This is a genomic window from Gordonia amicalis, assembly GCF_022059885.1.
GTDB lineage: Bacteria > Actinomycetota > Actinomycetes > Mycobacteriales > Mycobacteriaceae > Gordonia > Gordonia amicalis.
Window position 1 is genome coordinate 2,065,138 of sequence record NZ_CP091855.1, and the last position, 17,441, is coordinate 2,082,578.

Sequence of the window (17,441 nt, forward strand, 5' to 3'; positions counted from 1 at the left end):
CATCCGCTGATCGGATCCGATCAGCGCGAAGGAACCCGGCACCGCGGGAGGGAGACGCGCTCGCGGGAGCTCCGATCTCAGACCGCTCGGCCCCGATGACGGCGGTACCACGCGACCAGCTCGTTCGTTGACGAATCGTCGTCGCTCGCGGGTGCATCGGCCTGGGTGATGGTGCCCAGGAGTGCCTTCGCCTGGGTCTTGCCGAGTTCGACGCCCCACTGGTCGAAGGGGTTGATCCCCCAGATGACACCTTCGACGAACACCTGGTGTTCGTACAGCGCGATCAGCTGGCCGATCACCGACGGGGTCAGTCGGGGAGCGAGGATCGACGTGCTGGGACGGTTGCCCGGCATCACCTTGTGCGCCAGCACATGTGCGGGCACGCCCTCTGCGGCGATCTCGTCGGCCGTCTTGCCGAAGGCGAGCACCTTGGTCTGCGCGAAGTAGTTGCTCATCAGCAGGTCGTGCATCGAACCCGAGCCGTCGGGACCGGCGGGCAGGTCGTCGGTGGGTTCGGCGAAGCCGATGAAGTCGGCCGGCACGATCCGCGTGCCCTGATGCAGCAGCTGATAGAACGCGTGCTGGCCGTTGGTTCCCGGCTCGCCCCAGAAGATCTCGCCGGTGTCGGTGGTGACGTGGTGTCCGCTCGCGGTCACCGACTTGCCGTTGGACTCCATGGTGAGCTGCTGCAGGTAGGCGGCGAAGCGTGCCATGTCGTTGCTGTAGGGGAGGACCGCCCGGGTGTCGATGTCCCAGAAGTTGTTGTACCAGAGGCCGATCAGGCCCAGTATGGCCGGCGCATTCTGCTCCAGCGGCTGGGTGCGGAAGTGTTCGTCGACGATGTGGAAGCCGTCGAGGAACTCGGCGAAACGCTCCTTGCCGATCGCGGCCATCACTGACAGTCCGATCGCCGAGTCCACGGAATAGCGTCCGCCGACCCAGTCCCAGAAGCCGAACATGTGGGAGGTGTCGATCCCGAACCTCGCCACCTCGTCGGCATTGGTGCTCACGGCGACGAAATGCTTTGCCACCGCCTCGGACCCGGCATCGAGGGCCTCGAGCAGCCAGCTCCGTGCGGCGGCGGCGTTGGTCAGCGTCTCGAGGGTGGTGAAGGTCTTCGACGCGATGATGAACAGCGTGGTCTCGGGGTCGAGCCCGTCGAGGGTGCCGACCATGTCGGCCGGATCGACGTTGGAGACGAAGTGGCAGCGGATCCCGGCGTCGACGTAGTGGCGGAGAGCCTGGTACACCATGACCGGCCCCAGGTCCGACCCGCCGATGCCGATGTTCACGACGTCGGTGATGCGTTTTCCGGTGTGACCCTTCCACTCTCCGCTGCGGAGACGGTCGGTGAACTCGCCCATCCGGGTGAGGACCTCGTGCACGTCGGCCACCACGTCCTGTCCGTCGACGGTCAGGGTGGCGTCGGCCGGGAGCCGAAGGGCGGTGTGCAGGACGGCCCGGTCCTCGGAGGTGTTGATGTGCGCGCCGGCGAACATGTCGTCGCGGCTCTCCTCGAGTCCGACCTCGCGGGCCAGACTCATCAGCAGTTCGAGTGTCTCCCGTGTCACCCGATGCTTGGAGTAGTCGATGTGGAGATCGCCGACGTCGACGGTCAGATCGCGGCCGCGCGCGGGATCGAGCGCGAACACCTCGCGCAGATGAAGTGCGTACACATGCGGTTGGTGTGCGGCGAGAGCCTGCCAGGACTGCGTTGCGGTGATGTCGCCGTGGTCGGTGCCGGTGAAGTCGCTCCCGGTTGCCTGCGTGCTCATGACACCCAACCCTATGTGTTCGGCGTCCCCACCGCGACGCTCGTCACAGCCGTCGGCACAACTTCACGATCGCGGTCAGCGTCCGAGCGGACCGCGCCCGAGCCGGAGCAGGAGCATCGCAAGGGTGTGACCTTCTTTGCCGAGATCGGCGAAACGATCGAGGACCTTCACCTCGCGACTGTGCACGAGTCGCGGACCGCCCGACGCCATCCGCGCGGCGCCGATCTTCTTCGAGACCGCCGAGCGTCGTTTGACCGCACCGAGGATGACGGCGTCGAGCCGGTCGATCTCCAGACGCAGTTCGTCGATGTCGTCCGGCAGGTCATCGACGTCGGAGGTGAGCTGGTACTTCTCGAGATCGATCGTGTTCTCGAAGGACGTCCCCGTCGATTGCTGGGGTTCGTCGGATCCGGAGCTCGGGCTGCGATCGGTCACGGCCTGATTTTGCCACGTCGCACCGATCCGACCTGCAGGTACCCGAGCGGACCCGGCACCCCTCGATGTGCTCGCGTTCGCCACATGGAGACTGGAGCGCATGCTCAATGCGCGCATGGTGTCGATGATCGCGGTGGCCCTGATCGCCGCACAGCTGATCATCCGGGGGTGGCTCGTCGCGACCGGGAACTTCTACTGGGACGATCTGGTGCTGATCGCCCGGGCCTCGTCGAACCCGATCCTCTCCTGGGAGTACCTCGGGCACAGTCACGACGGCCACTTCATGCCGGCGGCCTTCCTGCTGGCCGGAGTGGCCACGTGGCTGGCGCCGGTCAACTGGGTGGTCCCGGCCCTGACGCTGATCGTGCTGCAGGCCATCGCGTCGATCGCGGTGTGGCGGATGATCCGCGTCATCGCGCCCGCGGCCCGGGCCGGCGCGCTGGTGGCGCTGGCGTTCTATCTGTTCAGTCCGATGACGGTGCCCGCCTTCGCGTGGTGGGCGGCGGGCCTCAACACCCTGCCGATGCAGGCGGCGCTGGCCTGGATCGTCGCCGACGCCGTGGGACTCGCACGCGGTGACGTCGACCCGGCCCGACGCCGCGCCGTGTGGATCCGGTCGACGGTGGTCTTCGTGGTCGCACTGGCCTTCTTCGAGAAGTCGCTGTTCATCCTCCCGATCGCATTCGTGGTCGCGGTCCTGGCGAACGGCAGTGGGCGACGCGCGCTGACGTCGACCCTGCGCGCCGGCCGCGAGCTGTGGGCGTCGCTCGCGGTGATCACCGCGATCTGGACCGTCGTGTACTTCGTCACCGCCGATCCGACCGCGGGCAACCACTCGGTCGGACAGACCGCCCGGCTGGTGTGGCGTTCGGTGAACCACGCCATCGTGCCGTCGCTGGTCGGTGGCCCGTGGGAGTGGGACCGGTGGACGCCGAGCCCGCCCACCGGGTTCCCCGCGACATGGATGATCGTCGCCGGCTGGGTGGTCCTGGCCGCGGTCGCCGGGTGGGCGGTGACCCGGGAGCGTCGGGCGGTGCCGATCGTGGGCTTCGCGGCGCTGTACGCGGTCGCTGCGCAGATTCCGGTGATGTGGAATCGGTCGAGCCCGGAGACCGCGATCGAGCTCGCCCAGCACATGCGGTATCTCCCCGACACCGCGCTCGTGTTCGCCATCGCGATCGCGCTGCTGGTCGGCGTCCGGCCGACCGATGCCCGGCCGACCGATGCGCAGCCGGACCGTCGCCACGCTGCCGAGGAGACATCGCCGACGGTGCTCCTCCTGCCCACTGTCGGTGCGCTGGCCATGGTGTCGGCACTCGTCTCGCTCGTGTCGTTCTCGGCGTCGTGGCGTGACAACCCGACCGGCGACTACCTCGACACGGCGGTCGCCACCCTGCACGACAACGCCGATGCGACGCTGCTGGATCAGTCCGTCCCGCTGGAGATCCTGCAGCCGGTCGTCTACCCGGACAACCAGATCAGCCGCATCTTCGGTCGAGTCGACCCGCGGCCGGACTTCGGCACGAGTACCGACCGCCTCCTCGTCCTGGACACCGCGGGCAACGCAGTGCCCGGCGGGGTGACCCAACGCCGGCTCGTCACCGCGGGAAAGGGCAGCTGCGCCCGGCCCGAGATCTCCGGACCGTCACGTCTGGAACTCGACGGCCCGCTGTTCCGCTGGCCGTGGACGGTCGCTCTCAGCTATTGCGCCACCCGCGACGGTGAGATCGAGATGAAGCTCGACGGCGGCCGGGCGGCGCGCGTACCGGTCCGGTCGGGGCTCGGCTCGATCTACGTCCGCCTCGACGGCGGCGGCGACGCGATCTCGGTGCGTCCGGTGACCGCGGGGCTGCGACTCCACACCGGCGCCGGCCGGGTCGGCGAAGCGGTCGAGGCGCGCTTCGCCGGCGGCTGACCTACTCGTAGAAGTAGGCGGTGACGTTGTCGGTCTGTCCCTCGGAGTCGATCAGCGAACGCAGCGCCGACGCGGTCTCCGGTTCGTTGACGAAGTAGACGACCTTCACGTCCCCTGCGGCCTTAACCTGCTCGCCGATCTGCTTCTTGAGGACCGCGGTCCCCTCCCAGCTCGGGTCGAAGCTGCCGGCACTGATGTGCTCTTTGTAACCGGGGCCGAAGGTGACGTGCAGGTTGCCGTCGGTGCCGATGCCGTCGAAGAGATACTCACCGCGCTTCACCGCGTAGTAGCTGGGCAGGCCGGTGATGCCGGCGCCGTAGCGCGCCTGCTCGGGGCTCTTGTTCCCGGTGCGGACGTAGACGACCTCGGTGTTGGTCTGCTTCTCGTTGTCGTCGATGAGCTTGTTGAGGTCGGCCTCGGTGGTGTCGAGGAACGCCAGGTAGGTGTATGCCGAACGCGGGCCGATCGACGAGTTCGCCGGCAGGTTGGTCGCGGTGCATCGCGTCGTGGCGGTGCGGCCGAAGTCGACGCGCACGACCGGCTTGCACTCGCCGCCCAGTGCGCCCGGGGGACGGCCGCCGACGGCGAAGTTCAGGGTCATGCCGTAGTTGAAGTGACCCGTGACGTCGTCGGCCCACGGGATGCCGGAGACGGAGAAGTCGTAGGCGCAGGCCACGGTGGTGCACTCGCCGACCAGTCGCGGGGTGACGACCGGCTGCTTGGCCCACAGGCCCGGCGCCGGCGCCGACAGCAGATCGCCGACGAGGGCGCGCTGATTGGCGAACACCTTCTGGGCCTGGTCGGCGGGCTGCAGGCTCACCGAGGTGTCGATGTCGTAGGTCGCCGAGCCCTGCTTGGACTGACCCTTGACGTTGGTGACGTTCTTGGTCTCCGGGTCGAAGGTGACCTCCCAGCCGCCGATCTTCACCTTGTTGTCGCCGATGAACTCGATGGGTGGGTCGCTCGTCGGCCACCGGCGGGCGTCGGGCGTGCCCTTGTTCGGGGTGGGGAGCTCGGCGCCGAGCTGCGGTTCGGAATCGGATTCCACGTTGCCGATGTCGCCGGCGAGGTTGTCCGGGCCGAGGATGGTGCCGAAGCGCGGGAGACTGGTGAAGCGGGTCGACGCCCACTTGTTGTCCAGGGGCGCCATGTCGAGGTTCAGCTTCTCGTCGGCGACGAGCAGCTCGTTCCACAGGGCGTTCGGCGCGCTGATGAAGGGGTTGTTGCTGATCTGGCGGTACTCACCCTGCTCGGATCCGAGCGACACCGTGCCCTCGGCGGTGTTCGACGTCGTCACGATGAGGTCGCTGAACTCGACCGTGCCCTCGCCGCGGGCGTCCTCGTACTTGTAGGCGACCTTGCCGGTGTACTTGGCCGCGGGGCTCGTCGCCATCTTGAAGAGCACCTCGTCGAGGCTCTTCTGGGCGCGGAACGCGGCCGTGGGTTCGACCGTGCCCGCACTGCTGAACGGCACGAACGACAGGATCAGGGCCACGGCGAGTGCCAGTGCTCCGACGACCATCACGATGGCGGCGGGGACAATGGACGGTCTCTTCATGGTCGCCTCTTTCGGTCGACGAGGCATGGATCCGCATCGACGGGCGCCCCGAGCCAGTGATACCGGGTCATCGTAGCCGCGGGAACAGGCGTCTCGGGTGTCAACGCACTGGGCGGTCGAGCGATCGGACGACGGACATTCGGGCCCATGGCCTGCGGAGAGGTGTCGGTGCGGGCGGGTAGCCTGGACTACCGATGAACAGCTCTTCTTCTGCCCCTCTTCTCGCCGGTCGTACGTCTTCCTCCACCTCGGGGACGGCTGCCGCCGACGACCGTGTCGCACGCCTGCTCGAGGGCCTCAATCCACAGCAGCGCGCCGCGGTGCTCCACGCGGGCGCACCGCTGCTGATCGTGGCGGGTGCCGGGTCGGGCAAGACCTCGGTGCTGACCCGCCGAATCGCCTACCTGCTGGCGGCGCGCGACGTCACGCCCGGGCAGATCCTGGCCATCACCTTCACCAACAAGGCCGCCGCCGAGATGCGCGAGCGGGTGATCGACCTCGTCGGCCCGCGGGCGGCCTACATGTGGGTGTCGACCTTCCACTCGACGTGCGTTCGCATCCTGCGGGCACAGTCGGGGCTGCTGGAGTCGATGAACTCCAATTTCTCCATCTACGACGCGGACGACTCGAAGCGGTTGCTGGGCATGATCATCCGCGACCTCGATCTGGACCCGAAGAAGTTCAGTCCGCGCGGCGTCTCGGTGGCCATCTCGAACTTCAAGAACGAGCTGATCTCGCCCGACGAGGCGGCGGCCGCGGTGAACGAGGACGACCTCGCCGCGGCGACTATCGCCCGCATCTTCGCGGAGTACCAGCGCCGGCTGCGGGCGGCGAATGCGTTCGACTTCGACGATCTCATCGGCGAGACCGTCGCGCTGCTGCAGCGGCACCCGCAGGTGGCCGAATACTACCGGCGCCGGTTCCGCCACGTCCTCGTCGACGAGTACCAGGACACCAACCACGCCCAGTACGTACTCATCCGCGAACTGGTGGGCGAGCAGACCACGGCGAGCGGACTCGAACCGTCGGAGCTGTGCGTCGTGGGTGACGCCGACCAGTCGATCTACGCCTTCCGCGGTGCCACGATCCGCAACATCGAAGAGTTCGAGCGCGACTTCACCAACGCCGAAACCGTTCTGCTCGAACAGAACTACCGCTCGACGCAGACCATCCTGTCGGCCGCGAACGCGGTCATCGCGCGCAACACCAACCGCCGCGAGAAGAAGCTGTGGACCGACTCCGGCGACGGCGAACTCATCGTCGGCTACGTCGCCGACTCCGATCGCGAGGAGTCGACGTTCATCGCCAAGGAGATCGAGGAACTCACCGACTACTCGATCGGCGGCAGTTCGAGCCACAAGTATTCCGACATCGCGGTCTTCTACCGCACCAACACCGGCTCACGTGCGATCGAGGAGGTGTTCGTCCGCCACGGCATCCCGTACAAGGTGGTCGGCGGCACCAAGTTCTATGAGCGCAAGGAAGTCCGGGACGTGGTCGCATACCTGAGGGTGATCGCCAACCCGGATGACTCGGTGAGCCTGCGGCGCATTCTCAACACCCCCCGTCGCGGCATCGGCGATCGCGCCGAGGCCTGTGTCGCCGTGCATTCGGAGAACACCGGACGGAGCTTCTACGAGTCGCTGATCGACGCCTCCGAGGGCAAGGTCGCATTGCTGAACACGCGCGCGGTCAAGCAGATCGGTGGCTTCGTCGAACTCATCGAGGGTCTGCGCGCCGACTTCCTCACACATTTCGGTGACTCCGACACCGAGGACGCCGACACCGCCTTCCTCGACGCCACCGAGGAGTCCGCCGACATCGGTGAACTCGTCGACGCCATCGTCGAACGAACCGGTTACCGTGCCGAGCTGGAGGCGTCGAACGATCCCCAGGACGGCGCACGGCTCGACAACATCAACGAACTCGTAGCCGTCGCACGCGAATTCAGTGCCGACGCCGCCCAGATCGACCTGGAGGCCGACGAGGATCCGTCCATCGAGAGAGATCGCGAGGGCGAGCCGGAACCCGGTTCTCTCGCAGCGTTCCTCGAACGTGTCTCGCTGGTCGCCGACGCCGACCAGGTGCCCGACGAGGGTGACGGCGTCGTCACGATGATGACGCTGCACACCGCGAAGGGTCTCGAGTTCCCGGTCGTGTTCGTGACCGGTTGGGAGGACGGGCATTTCCCGCACATGCGCGCTCTCGGCGATCCGGCCGAACTGAGTGAGGAGCGTCGTCTCGCCTACGTCGGCATCACGCGTGCCAAGCAGCGTCTGTATCTGACCAGGTCGGTGACCCGCGCATCGTGGGGGCAGCCGGTATCGAATCCGGAATCCCGTTTCCTGCAAGAGATCCCGCAGCATCTGATCGACTGGCGACGCACCGAGCCGCGTCGTTCGGCGCGTGGCTTCGGTGGGTCGTCGGGCGGGGTGTTCGGTCGCGATGGCTCGTTCTCGGGCTCGGGTTCGGGTGGTTCGTCGTTCGGTCGCGGCCGGTCGTCGTACTCCTCCGACCCCGCGCGCGGACGGAACAAGCAGGTGCACTTCGACATCGGCGATCGGCACAACCATCCCAAGTACGGCATGGGCAAGGTCGTGGCCAAGGAGGGGAGTGGCGCCACCGAACGCGTCACCATCGACTACGGCGGCAGCGCCGGACGCGTCACCCTGCTGACCGCGGGCGGAATCCCGGGGGAGAAGCTCTAGGAAGTAGTGCGGCGCCCTTCGAGGCTCGTCGCTTACGCTCCTCGCACCTCAGGGAGCGAGAATGGGCGTGCGCTATCGCTACTGAGGGAGCGAGAATGGGCGTGCGCTATCGCTACTGAGGGAGCGAGAATGGGCGTGCGCTATCGCTACTCGGGGAGCGAGAGTGGGAGTGCGCTATCGCTACTGAGGGAGCGTGAACGGGCGTGCGCTATCGCTACTTAGGGAGCGAGAATGGCGTGCCGCCTCAGACGGGTCGCTGTCGGAGAAAACTAGCCGGTGTAGGCGGAGAGCTTGACGCCCTTCGCGGCGAGCCACGGCATCGGGTCGATCTTGGTGTTGCCGTTCTTCCACACCTCGAAGTGGAGGTGCGGGCCGAACGAGAAGCCCTCGTTGCCGACGAGCGCGATGACATCGCCCGCGGTGACGTGCTGGCCTTCGCTGACGAGGACGCCCGACGAGGACATGTGGCCGTACATGGTGACCGTGCCGTCGTCGGCGCGGATCTGGACCCAGTGGCCGTATCCGGAGGCAGGTTCGGCCTTGATGACGACGCCGTCGGTCGCCGCGTGGATGGGCGTCCCGAGCGGGGCGGCCATGTCGATGCCGCCGTGCATGGTGCCCCAGCGCATCGCGAAGGCGGAGGTGAAGTCGTACTTGCCGAGCGGGATCGGTGAGGCGAAGAGCGGGCGACGGGCCAGGGCCTCGCGCTGCGCCTCGTCGGCGGCCATCTTGGCGCCGACGCCGAGCTGACCGGTGAAGACGTTCATCTGGTCGGTCACCGGCGATGCCGTGGCGACTCCCGGACCGAGGTCGACGGGGGCGGCGGCGTCGTTGACCGCTGCTGCGTTCACCGGTGCCGTGGCGGGCGCGTCCTCGGTGGCACCGACCTGAGAGACGGCGGCGACGGCTGCGCCCGCTGCCATGGCGATCAGAGCGGCGCGACCGCCCTTGAGGGCGTTCGGCGGTGCCGCGATGCGATGCTTGCCGCCACGACGGACGCGCTGGCCGGCCGGGTTCGTGCGGAACGGGCGGAGTGCGGAGTCCGTGTCGGACTCGTCATCGATGAGGATGTCCAGCTCGGCGCCATCGACGTCGAACGGCTCGTCGTGCTCGTACTGATCGAACTCGTGCTCGGGGATCAGGATGTCCTGAGTGATCTCCGAGTGGGTCGGGCGGTAGTAGCCCTTCCAGGACGAGGGCGTCCAGGTGGTCTCCTCGGACGCTGTCCGGGTGGCGGAGGAAGACGAGTCGGAGGTGTCGTAACCGAAGTCGTAGTCGCTGAGGTCGTAGTCCGTCTCGTCGTCGACGATGGGGATGATGGTGGTCATCTCTTCTGCTCTGATGTCCTCGACCAACCCGCCCGATCGGACGCGGCTCGATCCGCGTGAGACTCCGGGTCCCGCCAAATCGTCCACCTCATCTCTTCGCTGCCGCGGATCCGAAATCATCGTCCGTAATCCTTTTGTGACCAATCTCCGAAGCCGACGGTAACGAAATGATTGCGGCAAGTCCAACCCTAGAAAGCCGCTAATCGGAAATTTGTGAGCTGAGTCACAAGACTTTTCCAACTTCGTCAGATCGTCGAATCGCTGGTTTGCCGACCTGTATGAGGCGGCTCGCCGGCGTCGTCGCCGCGATCGATTCAACACCTTGTGCGAGAGACGCGCCTCGTCGGGTCTGGAGGACGGCAAATGTGCCAGGTGAGACGTATCGCGACGTACCCGAGAGTAAGTTCGGACCGAGCGAGTGATCTGTCGCACAAGGGCAGGGTGCGCGCGAAAGGGCGATCCAGTACGGGTTTAAAGTCCGATATGGCCCGCGTTACACCCTTAAGCGGGCAAATCTACGAGATGGTGAGCTGAATGGATCTCTTCGAATACCAGGCGAAGGAACTGTTCGCCAAGCACGGGGTTCCCACCACACCCGGTCGGGTGACCGATGATGCCGCCGACGCGCGGGCGATCGCCGAGGAAATCGGCAAGCCTGTGATGATCAAGGCGCAGGTCAAGACCGGCGGACGTGGCAAGGCCGGCGGCGTGAAGTACGCCGCGACCCCGGACGACGCGCAGTCCCACGCCTCCAACATCCTTGGTCTCGACATCAAGGGTCACATCGTCAAGAAGTTGCTGGTCGCCGAGGCCAGTGACATCGCGGAGGAGTACTACATCTCTTTCCTCCTCGATCGTGCCAACCGCACCTACCTGGCCATGTGCTCGGTCGAGGGCGGCATGGAGATCGAAGAGGTCGCCGCAACCAAGCCCGAGCGCCTCGCCAAGGTCGCCGTCGACGCCGTGAAGGGTGTCGACCTGGAGACCGCCCGTTCCATCGCCGAGCAGGGCCACCTGCCTGCCGAGGTCCTCGACGCAGCCGCGGTCACCATCGCGAAGCTGTGGGAGGTCTTCGTCAAGGAAGACGCTCTCCTCGTCGAGGTCAACCCCCTCGTCCGCACCCCTGACGATCAGATCCTGGCCCTCGACGGCAAGGTCACCCTCGACGCCAACGCCGACTTCCGTCAGCCCGGCCACGAGGAGTTCGAGGACCGCGACGCCACCGATCCCCTGGAGCTCAAGGCCAAGGAGAACGACCTCAACTACGTCAAGCTCGACGGTGAGGTCGGCATCATCGGCAACGGTGCGGGTCTGGTCATGTCGACCCTCGACGTCGTCGCCTACGCCGGTGAGAAGCACAACGGTGTGAAGCCGGCCAACTTCCTCGACATCGGTGGCGGTGCCTCCGCAGAGGTCATGGCTGCCGGCCTGGACGTCATTCTCAACGACGAGCAGGTCAAGAGCGTCTTCGTGAACGTCTTCGGCGGCATCACCGCCTGCGACGCGGTCGCCAACGGCATCGTCGGAGCTCTCGAGAAGCTGGGTTCGGAGGCCAACAAGCCTCTCGTCGTCCGCCTCGACGGCAACAAGGTCGACGAGGGCCGCAAGATCCTGGCCGATGCGAACCACCCGCTGGTCACGCTCGCCGAAACCATGGACTCGGGCGCCGACAAGGCCGCCGAGCTGGCGAGCAAGTAAGGGAGCCCGGAAAATGTCGATCTTTCTGAACAAAGACAACAAGGTCATCGTCCAGGGCATCACCGGCGGTGAGGGCACCAAGCACACCGCTCTGATGCTCAAGGCCGGCACCAACGTCGTCGGCGGCGTCAACGCGCGCAAGGCCGGCACCACGGTGTCGCACGTCGACGCCGACGGCAACAACATCGAACTGCCGGTGTTCGCCTCCGTCGAAGAGGCCATCAAGGAGACCGGGGCCGACACCTCGATCGCCTTCGTGCCGCCGAAGTTCTCCAAGGACGCCATCATCGAGGCGATCGACGCGGAGATCCCGCTGCTGGTCGTCATCACCGAGGGCATCCCGGTGCAGGACACCGCCTACGCGTGGGCCTACAACCTGGAGAAGGGCGCCAAGACCCGCATCATCGGCCCGAACTGTCCCGGCATCATCACTCCGGGTGAGGCACTGGTCGGCATCACGCCGAACAACATCACCGGCAAGGGACCGATCGGTCTGGTCTCCAAGTCGGGCACGCTGACCTACCAGATGATGTACGAGCTGCGCGACCTCGGCTTCTCCACCGCCATCGGTATCGGCGGCGACCCGGTCATCGGCACCACCCACATCGACGCCATCGAGGCGTTCGAGAAGGATCCCGAGACCAAGCTGATCGTGATGATCGGCGAGATCGGTGGCGACGCCGAAGAGCGTGCCGCCGACTACATCAAGGCCAACGTCTCCAAGCCGGTCGTCGGCTACGTCGCGGGCTTCACCGCGCCGGAGGGCAAGACCATGGGTCACGCCGGTGCGATCGTGTCCGGTAGCTCCGGCACCGCACAGGCGAAGAAGGAGGCCCTCGAGGCCGCGGGCGTGAAGGTCGGCAAGACGCCGTCCGAGACCGCCGCGCTGGCACGGGAGCTCTACGAGGCCCTGTAAGTCGTCTCGACACGAAGAACCCGAGCGGGAGTCATCCCCGCTCGGGTTTTTTCGTGCGCTCAGATCGGGTTACTACTCGCAGGCGACGCCGTCGCCGTCGCGGTCGAGCTTGGCGCGGTAGCCGGGCTGTCCGGCGTAGAGCGGGGCGGCCCCCGCCGCTCGTGCCGCCGAGCAGTTCGCGTAGTACGTCGAGGGCGCGTCGGGGGTGGGTGCCTCGGGGGCGTAAAGCCGCGGCGGTGTGTAGGTCGCCTCGGGGAGAGGGGTCGCAATGGAGGTGCGCGTCTCGGTGCGTTCGGTGGTGGCCGGCGCCGGAACGGTTGCCCCGCAGCCGACCAGCACGCGGGTGATCGCGTCCTTCTCGGCCTGGGTCACCCAGAGCCGGTAGGCGACCTTCACCTCGACCTGGCGGGCCACGTAGGTACACCGGTAGCCCTTCTCGGGCGGCAGCCAGGTGGCGGCGTCGCCGTCCCCCTTCTTCTGGTTCGTCGGACCGTCGACGGCCTGTAGGTTGCGTGGATCGTTGGCGAAGTCGGCGCGCTGCTGCGGGGAGAGTTGCTGCGCACCTTTCTGCCACGCGTCGGAGAGCGCGACGACGTGATCGATCTGAACTGCCGAGGACGTGTCCTGGCCGCGGACGAACCGGATCGTCGTGCCGGTGTACGGGTCATCGAGCGTGCCCGACAGGACGGCACATCCGTTGGACCCCGGCTTGAGTGTGATGTCGGTCAGGTCGCGGCGCAGGATGTCGTTGCGGGTGTCGCAACCATTGTGTCCGCCGTCGACGGTGACGTCATCGGACCAGGCCTGCCCGAACAGGTCGCGGTCGTACCCGGTCTTGGGTGCGCGTCCCTTGACGGCCAGGGTGTTCAGCGTCTCGAGGGCGTTGTCCGCGGCCGGTACCGAGGCCACGGTGATCACGGGCGAGGGGGTCGGCAGGGGCTCCTCGGTGGTCGCGACGGCCGAGGTCGTCTCGGGCGTCGGTGGTGTCGCGGCCACCGGTTCGGTGAGCCCGCAGCCGGCGGCGGCGAGTGCGAAGGCCGCGACGGGGCCGGCCGCGATCAGCCATCGAGCCTGCGGTGTCGAGCGTGGGACGGATTCGGGCATCGTCGAACAAACCTCTCATAGGACCACTCATCATCATGACGCGCACTTGTCTCGACGGGCCTCGAGCTCCATATCGATTGTGGAACGGCGCCGTTACACGACCCGCGACGTGACACGATTGCGACGGTCCGCGCCGATCCCCGCGTGCGATAATTCGGCGGTGAACCCAGAGCCGCGGGGCGGTGCGACATCCCAATTGATGAGGGAGTCGCTGCATTTCGCCGGCGTCGTCGTCGACGTCGCCGAGCGTCTGCCCGTCGCGGGCGGAGTCATCGGTGCGGTACGCACCAGGGCGCAGCAGTTCGTCGGCGACACCAGCGTGTGGGTCGCCACGACGACGCGGACGATTCTCGGTGCGGTGATCCGCGAGGTCGTCGGGGTCCTCACCGAGGAGGTCGACCTGACCGATCTCGTGTTGCGCAACGTCGACCTGCGCCGGCTCATCGCCGAGGTCCTCGCGGTCATCGATCTCGACGCGGTGATCGAGACCGTCGACCTCGATCGTGCTGTCGCGCAGGTGGATCTGATGAAGGCCATCGATCTGGTGGACCTCGACGAGGTGATCGGGAAGGTCGACCTCGACTCCGTGGCCGCCAAACTCGACATCGACGCCGTCCTCGACCGCGTCGATCTCGTCGGACTGGCCGAGGAGATCATCGACGGTGTCGATCTCCCCGACATCATCCGGGAGGCCAGCACGTCGGTCACCGCCGATGTGATGACCGACGTCCGGAGCACCAGCGAACGCGCCGACGACGCGGTCGCCAACGCGGTCAACCGATTCCTGCGCCGGCGCGCCGCCGAGACCGTGGACGAACACGTACACGGACGGGACGGTGGGGGCGGATGACGGCCGAACCCACACCGGACCACCCGGTGGTGCATCGTGCGCACGCCGTGCAGGACCGGGACAAGAACGCCGGGATCGTGAGTCGCGGTATCGCGGCCTTCCTCGACCTGCTCGTGGTCTGGACGATCCTGGGTGCGTGCTACATGGGTCTCGCGCTGATGAAGTTCGTCATCTCAGTCAGCGAGTTCGACTTCCCCGAGGTCAATCTGTTCTTCACCACAACGGGTTTCGTGGTCACCTCGGTGCTGTATCTGGCCACGTGCTGGGAGGTGTCCGGCCGCACGCTGGGCTCGGTCGTGATGGGCTTGCGGGTGGTCAACGGCAAGGGTGTGCGCGTCCGGCCCTCGGTCGCGGTGCTGCGGGCGCTGCTGTGCACGTTCTTCGCCATCGGTCTGGCGTGGGTGATCGTCGACCGTCGGCGTCGCTCGGTCGCCGACATCGTCTTCCGCACCCGGGTCATCTACTCTCGCTGACCGCTTTCAGCTGTGCCAGGCCCTTCTCGAAGTCCTTGCCGAGCATCTTGTCGAAGAAGCCGAACAGGCCGCCGACGCGGCTGAACAGGGTCTGCTTGCCGACCATCACCCAGGTGACCCGGGTGGCCTCGCCCTGGGGGACGAGTTCGAAGGTGACGGTGTTGGTGGCCTTCATCGGCTTCTCGAAGTCGAGTCGGACCTCGACCTCGCGCGGTGCGTCGACGCGGGTGATCTCCATGGCGCCGCGCCCGGCCTTCTTGTTGCCGGACCACGCATACTCCGCGCCGACACCGGACTCCGCGCCGGAGTATTCGCGATGCAGGTCGGGATCGACCCCCTCCCACGGGGACCAGTGGACCCACTGCCGAAAGTCGATCAGGTACGGCAGGATCGCGGCAGGCTGGGCGTCGACGACGGTCGAACGGGTGAAGGTGAAGGTGTCGGCCATGATGTCTCCTGAGAGCGAGGTCGGGTTGTCGAGAAGTATGACACCGGCGGTGAGCGGAATTCATCGCTTCTCTCCCGGGGCGTGATGCACGAGCGGGATACGGTGTGAGGCATGGGTGAACGGGCACGGCTGTCGGCCGTGGACTTGCGGGACATGATCGTCGACGACGGGTCGTGGGAGTCGTTGGACACCTCGATCGTCCGTCCGGCGGTCACCTCCGACGGCGACGACCGTGCCTATGCCGCCGACCTCGCGCGGGCCCGCGAGCGCAGCGGTTCCGACGAATCTGTGATCACGGGGACCGGGCTGATCGGCGGCCGTCGTGCGGCGATCGTCCTCAGCGAGTTCGGTTTTCTCGGTGGGTCCATCGGCCGCGACGCCGGATCACGCATCGTCGACGCGGTCGGCCGGGCCACCCGTGAAGGGCTGCCTCTGATCGCGTTGCCCGCATCGGGCGGCACCCGCATGCAGGAGGGGACCGCGGCGTTCCTCCAGATGGTCGCGATCACCGGGGCCGTCACCGCGCACAAGGCGGCCGGGCTCCCCTACCTCGTCTACCTGCGGCATCCCACGACCGGTGGGGTTTTCGCCTCCTGGGGGTCCCTCGGCCACGTCACCTGGGCGCAACCCGGTGCCCTCGTCGGGTTTCTCGGGCCCCGCGTCTACGAGGGGCTCTACGGCGAACCGTTCCCCGATGGTGTGCAGACGGCCGAGAACCTCGTCCGCACAACGGTCGTCGACGATGTGGTGGAGCCGGAGGCCCTGGCCGGACGTCTGTCGTCGGTGCTGCGGCTGCTGGCGCTGCATGAGAGCCCGAAGCAGTCGAACACGGTTGATGCGCCGCGCCCGACCCCGGGCCAGGTCGTCGATGCCGAAGACGCCTGGGCGAGTGTCCTCGCCACCCGTGAGCCGAGGCGGGCGGGACTCATCGAGTTCCTTGCCCGGGGTGACTCGGCGGCGCTCTCCGATGCGGGTCCACTTCGCTTCGCGCTGAGCAGTTTCGGTGGCCACGTGGCGCTGGTCGTCGGCTACGACCGGCTGTCCCAGGAGAACGGTGAACTGCCCGGTCCCCGACATCTACGGGAGGCGCGTCGGGCGATCATGGCCGCCGGAGACCTCTCGATCCCGATCGTCACCATCATCGACACGCCAGGTGCGGAACTGTCGGTGGTCGCCGAGGAGGGTGGGCTGGCCGCCCAGATCGCGCGCTGCACAGTCGAATTGATCAAGGTTCCGGTACCGACTGTCTCGGTGATGCTCGGCCAGGGCGCCGGCGGAGCGGCACTGGCGCTGTTTCCGGCGGATTTGCGCGTCGCACGTGCCGACGCGTGGCTGTCGCCGTTACCACCGGAAGGAGCCAGCCTGATCGTCCATCGCGACCTCGATCATGCCGACGAGATGGCCGCGCGCCAGGGCATTCTCGCCGGACGGCTCGCAGCGCAGGGGATGGTCGACGTCATCGTCGACGCCGACTCCGATGCGGACGCGCTGGTCGGGATCCGCGAGGCGATCGGCCGGTATCTGGCGAGTTCGCCGACGCCGGATCCACGAGCGCGCACCCGGGTACCCGCGGCGGACGCGCGATGACCAGGCGCATCGTCGCAGTCGGAGCGGTACTCACCGACGACGAGGGTCGGGTCCTGCTCATAAAGCGGCGGAACCCGCCGCAGGCCGGGAAGTGGACGATCCCGGGCGGGAAGGTCGAGCCAGGCGAGTCGATCGAAGCCGCCGTCGTCCGGGAGATGGTGGAGGAAACCGGCTTTCGCGTCGAAGTGGGGGAGCTGCTGTGGACCGTCGACATCCCCGGGCCCGACGACGTGGTGTTCGAAGTCCATGACTTCGCCGCGCGGATCGTCTCCGGGACACTGTGTGCCGGCGACGACGCCGCTGACGCCGGATGGTTCACCGCCGACGAGCTGGCCGAGTTGCCGGTGACGCGGGGACTGATCACACACCTCCGCAAGCACGGGGTGCTGGGGTAGGGAACGTTGCACAGCTGTGGACTGAACCAACGGCCTCAATTCCCTCGGAGGTAATCTTCATGGCCTCGGATGTGGTGAGGGGGAGACTTGTCTGTTGAAGTGAATCCGGACAGCCTGAGGGCGGCATCCGGAACGTTGGCTCAGCTGTCTGCGGATATCGACTCGGCTCCGTTCCTCGGTGCTGCCGAGGTCTCAGCCCAGTTGCCTGGGAGCAGCGTTGGGGGTGCTCTCGGTGAGTCGAATGTGGCGAG

14 protein-coding genes are annotated in these 17,441 nt (G+C 67.0%); 8 read left to right on the plus strand and 6 right to left on the minus strand.

All coding sequences use genetic code 11. The features are described 5' to 3' along the window. Positions 1-77: 77 nt before the first annotated feature. Together pgi and IHQ52_RS09545 are read right to left on the minus strand one after the other, a co-directional pair. A complete protein-coding gene (pgi, locus tag IHQ52_RS09540) occupies positions 78-1,775 on the minus strand; it encodes a glucose-6-phosphate isomerase (RefSeq protein ID WP_024499970.1) in 1,698 nt (565 codons plus the stop codon). A 75-nt stretch (positions 1,776-1,850) separates the two neighbouring features. Further along, complete coding sequence (locus IHQ52_RS09545; protein ID WP_006436126.1) at positions 1,851-2,210, minus strand: chorismate mutase; 360 nt, start codon at positions 2,208-2,210, stop codon at positions 1,851-1,853. Between the two features lie 100 nt (positions 2,211-2,310). On the opposite strand from IHQ52_RS09545, the gene IHQ52_RS09550 reads away from it, so the two are divergent. After that, positions 2,311-4,125, plus strand: coding sequence for a hypothetical protein (locus IHQ52_RS09550; protein WP_024499971.1), 1,815 nt, complete (start codon positions 2,311-2,313; stop codon positions 4,123-4,125). A gap of 1 nt (position 4,126) precedes the next feature. On the opposite strand, the gene IHQ52_RS09555 is transcribed toward IHQ52_RS09550, so the two are convergent. Next, on the minus strand, positions 4,127-5,683 hold the full coding sequence (locus IHQ52_RS09555) for a hypothetical protein (protein WP_024499972.1): 1,557 nt from the start codon (positions 5,681-5,683) through the stop codon (positions 4,127-4,129). Between the two features lie 194 nt (positions 5,684-5,877). Between IHQ52_RS09555 and IHQ52_RS09560 the strand changes: the two genes are divergently transcribed. Continuing rightward, positions 5,878-8,391 carry a UvrD-helicase domain-containing protein gene (locus IHQ52_RS09560; protein ID WP_024499973.1) on the plus strand — a complete coding sequence of 838 codons (2,514 nt, stop codon included), beginning with the start codon at positions 5,878-5,880 and terminating at the stop codon, positions 8,389-8,391. A gap of 269 nt (positions 8,392-8,660) precedes the next feature. Here the strand turns inward: IHQ52_RS09560 and IHQ52_RS09565 are convergent, their stop codons facing one another. Then, positions 8,661-9,806 carry a M23 family metallopeptidase gene (locus IHQ52_RS09565; RefSeq protein ID WP_024499974.1) on the minus strand — a complete coding sequence of 382 codons (1,146 nt, stop codon included), beginning with the start codon at positions 9,804-9,806 and terminating at the stop codon, positions 8,661-8,663. 447 nt (positions 9,807-10,253) lie between these two features. On the opposite strand from IHQ52_RS09565, the gene sucC reads away from it, so the two are divergent. Both sucC and sucD read left to right on the plus strand, forming a co-directional pair. After that, positions 10,254-11,417: an ADP-forming succinate--CoA ligase subunit beta gene (gene sucC, locus IHQ52_RS09570; protein ID WP_006436131.1), complete on the plus strand. Its 1,164-nt coding sequence runs from the start codon at positions 10,254-10,256 to the stop codon at positions 11,415-11,417. 13 nt (positions 11,418-11,430) lie between these two features. Continuing rightward, complete coding sequence (gene sucD / locus IHQ52_RS09575; protein ID WP_024499975.1) at positions 11,431-12,333, plus strand: succinate--CoA ligase subunit alpha; 903 nt, start codon at positions 11,431-11,433, stop codon at positions 12,331-12,333. A 72-nt stretch (positions 12,334-12,405) separates the two neighbouring features. On the opposite strand, the gene IHQ52_RS09580 is transcribed toward sucD, so the two are convergent. Continuing rightward, entirely contained in the window at positions 12,406-13,437 is a 1,032-nt protein-coding gene (locus IHQ52_RS09580) for a GmrSD restriction endonuclease domain-containing protein (protein ID WP_238064215.1), read from the minus strand. Positions 13,438-13,636: 199 nt separating this feature from the next. Here IHQ52_RS09580 and IHQ52_RS09585 point away from each other — a divergent pair, with 199 nt between their 5' ends. Then, positions 13,637-14,287 carry a hypothetical protein gene (locus tag IHQ52_RS09585; protein ID WP_096273438.1) on the plus strand — a complete coding sequence of 217 codons (651 nt, stop codon included), beginning with the start codon at positions 13,637-13,639 and terminating at the stop codon, positions 14,285-14,287. After that, positions 14,284-14,760 carry an RDD family protein gene (locus IHQ52_RS09590; RefSeq protein ID WP_006436135.1) on the plus strand — a complete coding sequence of 159 codons (477 nt, stop codon included), beginning with the start codon at positions 14,284-14,286 and terminating at the stop codon, positions 14,758-14,760. Before IHQ52_RS09585 ends, IHQ52_RS09590 begins: the two co-directional genes overlap by 4 nt. Here IHQ52_RS09590 and IHQ52_RS09595 read toward each other — a convergent pair. Beyond that, positions 14,744-15,208, minus strand: a complete 465-nt coding sequence (locus IHQ52_RS09595) for an SRPBCC family protein (RefSeq protein ID WP_096273440.1) — start codon at positions 15,206-15,208, stop codon at positions 14,744-14,746. The two genes, IHQ52_RS09590 and IHQ52_RS09595, sit on opposite strands and share 17 nt — an antisense overlap. 111 nt (positions 15,209-15,319) lie before the next feature. Here IHQ52_RS09595 and IHQ52_RS09600 point away from each other — a divergent pair, with 111 nt between their 5' ends. Both IHQ52_RS09600 and IHQ52_RS09605 read left to right on the plus strand, forming a co-directional pair. After that, a complete protein-coding gene (locus tag IHQ52_RS09600) occupies positions 15,320-16,795 on the plus strand; it encodes a carboxyl transferase domain-containing protein (RefSeq protein ID WP_238064216.1) in 1,476 nt (491 codons plus the stop codon). Beyond that, entirely contained in the window at positions 16,792-17,190 is a 399-nt protein-coding gene (locus IHQ52_RS09605) for an NUDIX hydrolase (RefSeq protein ID WP_006436138.1), read from the plus strand. The genes IHQ52_RS09600 and IHQ52_RS09605 overlap by 4 nt, the downstream gene beginning before the upstream one ends. Positions 17,191-17,441 lie beyond the last annotated feature (251 nt).

Excerpts from the sequence above, each read along its gene's own strand:
- sucC (WP_006436131.1), top strand. The coding sequence starts at position 10,254 with ATGGATCTCTTCGAATACCAGGCGAAGGAACTGTTCGCCAAGCACGGG.
- IHQ52_RS09605 (WP_006436138.1), top strand. The coding sequence starts at position 16,792 with ATGACCAGGCGCATCGTCGCAGTCGGAGCGGTACTCACCGACGACGAG.
- IHQ52_RS09590 (WP_006436135.1), top strand. The coding sequence starts at position 14,284 with ATGACGGCCGAACCCACACCGGACCACCCGGTGGTGCATCGTGCGCAC.
- IHQ52_RS09600 (WP_238064216.1), top strand. The coding sequence starts at position 15,320 with ATGGGTGAACGGGCACGGCTGTCGGCCGTGGACTTGCGGGACATGATC.
- IHQ52_RS09555 (WP_024499972.1), bottom strand. The coding sequence starts at position 5,683 with ATGAAGAGACCGTCCATTGTCCCCGCCGCCATCGTGATGGTCGTCGGA.
- IHQ52_RS09580 (WP_238064215.1), bottom strand. The coding sequence starts at position 13,437 with ATGCCCGAATCCGTCCCACGCTCGACACCGCAGGCTCGATGGCTGATC.
- sucD (WP_024499975.1), top strand. The coding sequence starts at position 11,431 with ATGTCGATCTTTCTGAACAAAGACAACAAGGTCATCGTCCAGGGCATC.
- pgi (WP_024499970.1), bottom strand. The coding sequence starts at position 1,775 with ATGAGCACGCAGGCAACCGGGAGCGACTTCACCGGCACCGACCACGGC.
- IHQ52_RS09550 (WP_024499971.1), top strand. The coding sequence starts at position 2,311 with ATGCTCAATGCGCGCATGGTGTCGATGATCGCGGTGGCCCTGATCGCC.
- IHQ52_RS09595 (WP_096273440.1), bottom strand. The coding sequence starts at position 15,208 with ATGGCCGACACCTTCACCTTCACCCGTTCGACCGTCGTCGACGCCCAG.
- IHQ52_RS09560 (WP_024499973.1), top strand. The coding sequence starts at position 5,878 with ATGAACAGCTCTTCTTCTGCCCCTCTTCTCGCCGGTCGTACGTCTTCC.
- IHQ52_RS09585 (WP_096273438.1), top strand. The coding sequence starts at position 13,637 with ATGAGGGAGTCGCTGCATTTCGCCGGCGTCGTCGTCGACGTCGCCGAG.